This is a genomic window from Synechococcus sp. BA-120 BA3 (assembly GCF_034931285.1).
In the GTDB taxonomy this organism is placed as follows: Bacteria; Cyanobacteriota; Cyanobacteriia; order PCC-6307; family Cyanobiaceae; genus Cyanobium.
In genome coordinates this window covers 1-2,618 of the sequence record NZ_JAYGHZ010000132.1, presented here as the reverse complement: position 1 = coordinate 2,618, position 2,618 = coordinate 1, and the positions used below count along the sequence as shown (strand labels likewise).

Genomic DNA, 2,618 nt, shown 5'->3' with positions numbered 1-2,618 from the left:
CCCCGGAGCGGCGGCGGCCGCCACCGGCCGGCGCCGGCGGGTATCGCCGCTGGGCTCGCTCTGCTCCACCAGGGTGTTCCAGCCGCCGCAACCGGCGCAGCGGCCGAAGAACTGCCGCGTCCTGGCCCCACAGGCCTGGCAGACGAACGAGGAACCGGGACGGGCCAAGGGGAGCGGGCGGTGTGTATGAAGAAAGGTGGCGTTCGGTGAATTCCCGACCTTCCGGCCGGTTCAGTGGGTCGGAACCGTGTTGCATTCTCCTCGCCGCGCAATGACGGCCTCCCCAACCGCCAAGGAAACGATCCTCGTCGTCGATGACGAGGCCAGCATTCGCCGCATCCTCGAGACGCGCCTCTCGATGATCGGCTATCAGGTGGTCACCGCCAGCGATGGCGAGGAAGCCATCGAGGCCTTCCACCGCGTCCTGCCGGACCTGGTGGTCCTCGACGTGATGATGCCCAAGCTGGACGGCTACGGCGTCTGCCAGGAGCTGCGCAAGGAATCGGACGTGCCGATCGTCATGCTCACCGCCCTTGGTGACGTGGCCGACCGCATCACCGGCCTCGAGCTCGGGGCCGACGACTACGTCGTCAAACCGTTCAGCCCCAAGGAGCTGGAGGCCCGCATCCGCTGTGTCCTGCGACGGGTCGAGAAGGACCCGGGCGCCGGGATCCCCAACTCCGGCGTGATCCAGGTGGGCGATCTCCGCATCGACACCAACAAGCGGCAGGTGTACCGGGGCGACGAGCGCATCCGTCTCACCGGGATGGAGTTCAGCCTGCTGGAGCTGCTGGTGAGCCGATCCGGCGAGCCCTTCAGCCGCGGCGAGATCCTCAAGGAGGTGTGGGGCTACACGCCAGAGCGTCACGTGGACACCCGCGTGGTGGATGTCCACATCTCGCGGCTGCGCTCCAAACTGGAGGATGATCCGGCCAACCCCGAGCTGATCCTCACGGCGCGGGGCACCGGCTATCTGTTCCAGCGCATCGTTGAACCCGTTGCCACCGAAGGATCCTGAAGGCGCAGGGCGCGACGGCCGTCGCTTCGCCTCCAACCGCCCCAAACCCAACCGCACGATCCGCCGCCTGGTGATCTGGTACCGGCGCAACGCCGCCGTCACCAGCCTCGTGGGCACCGCCACCGCCACCGCCAGCGGCGCCGCCTCGGGGGCCGTGTCGGTGGCCGGCAGCATGGCCGGTGCCGCCACCAACGTGGCGGGTTCCGTGCTCCAGCCCCTGGTGTTCGATCCGCTGCGGCGTCTGCAGCAGGGCAGCCACACCGGCGCCGCCATCGACGACCGCCAGCGCCTCTGGGTGGCCGTCGACGGCATGGGCGGGGACCACGCCCCGGGGCCGATCCTGGAGGGCTGCCTGAAGGCCGTGGCCCTGCTGCCCCTGCGCATCCGCTTCGTGGCCGAGCCGGAGCCGCTCCGGCAGGCGGTGGCGGCCATGGGCCTGGGCCAGGAGCTGGAGGAGGCGGTGCAGCGCGGCCTGATCCAGGTGGTGCCCAGCGGCCCGTCGGTGGGCATGAACGAGGAGGCCACCGTGGTGCGCCGCAAGCGCGACGCCAGCATCAACGTGGCCATGGACCTGGTCAAGAAAGGGGAGGCCACCGCCGTCTATTCCGCCGGCAACTCCGGCGCCGTGATGGCGGCGGCGATCTTCCGCCTCGGCCGTCTGGCCGGCATCGACCGCCCCGCCATCGGCGCCCTGTTCCCCACCAAGGACCCCAGCCAGCAGGTGCTGGTGCTCGACGTGGGGGCCAACATGGACTGCAAGCCCGAATGGCTGCACCAGTTCGCCCTGCTCGGGAACATCTACAGCCGCGACGTGCTGCAGGTGAAGCGCCCCCGCATCGGCCTGGTGAACATCGGCGAGGAGGAGTGCAAAGGCAACGACCTCTGCCTGCGCACCCATCCGCTGCTGGCGGGCGACGAGCGCTTCGTGTTCGCCGGCAACTGCGAGGGGCGCGACATCCTCTCCGGTGACTTCGATGTCGTGGTCTGCGACGGCTTCACCGGCAACGTGCTGCTCAAGTTCCTCGAATCGGTGGGCAGCGTCCTGCTGGACGTGCTGCGGGCCGAGCTGCCCCGGGGCCGCCGGGGCAAGGTGGGCTCGGCGTTCCTGCGCAGCAACCTGGTGCGGATCAAGAAACGCCTCGACCATGCCGAGCACGGCGGGGCCCTGCTGCTCGGGGTCGACGGTGTCTGCGTCATCGGCCACGGCAGCAGCCGGGCCCTCTCGGTGGTGAGTGCCCTGCGCCTGGCCCACTCCGCCGCCAGCCACGGCGTCATGGACGACCTGCACGCCCTCGGCGAGGGGAGCGCCGGAGTGGCAACCACCTGTGGTTGACTGTGCCCACCTGTGAACCGAATGGGTGCCGCTCGGCTCGGACAAGACGGTGACCACGGCCGCCTTGCGGGGAATGGCTCTGGTGGGCTGCGGACGCGCCCTCCCTGCCGCCAGCATCAGTAACGACCAGCTGAGCGAGCGGGTCGAGACCAACGACGACTGGATCCGCAGCCGCACCGGCATCGGCGCCCGGCGGGTCGCCGGCCCCGGCGAGACCGTCACCAGCCTGGCCGCCGAGGCGGGCCGGGCGGCCCTGGCCGGCCACAT

2 protein-coding genes and 2 pseudogenes are annotated in these 2,618 nt (G+C 70.5%); 3 read left to right on the top strand and 1 reads right to left on the bottom strand.

Annotated features, from left to right (window positions below):
* A pseudogene (locus VB737_RS06420) lies at nucleotides 1-168 on the bottom strand (DNA repair protein RadA); the annotation flags it as partial.
* A 103-nt stretch (nucleotides 169-271) separates the two neighbouring features.
* Between VB737_RS06420 and rpaB the strand changes: the two are divergent.
* From rpaB to VB737_RS06405, 3 genes and pseudogenes are all read left to right on the top strand, one after another.
* Nucleotides 272-1,018 (top strand): response regulator transcription factor RpaB, encoded by a 747-nt coding sequence (rpaB, locus tag VB737_RS06415; protein WP_015110442.1) that lies wholly within the window; start codon nucleotides 272-274, stop codon nucleotides 1,016-1,018.
* A complete protein-coding gene (gene plsX, locus VB737_RS06410) occupies nucleotides 999-2,351 on the top strand; it encodes a phosphate acyltransferase PlsX (RefSeq protein WP_500312091.1) in 1,353 nt (450 codons plus the stop codon). Before rpaB ends, plsX begins: the two co-directional genes overlap by 20 nt.
* Nucleotides 2,352-2,424: 73 nt before the next feature.
* Nucleotides 2,425-2,618 (top strand): annotated as a pseudogene (locus VB737_RS06405) (3-oxoacyl-ACP synthase); the annotation flags it as partial.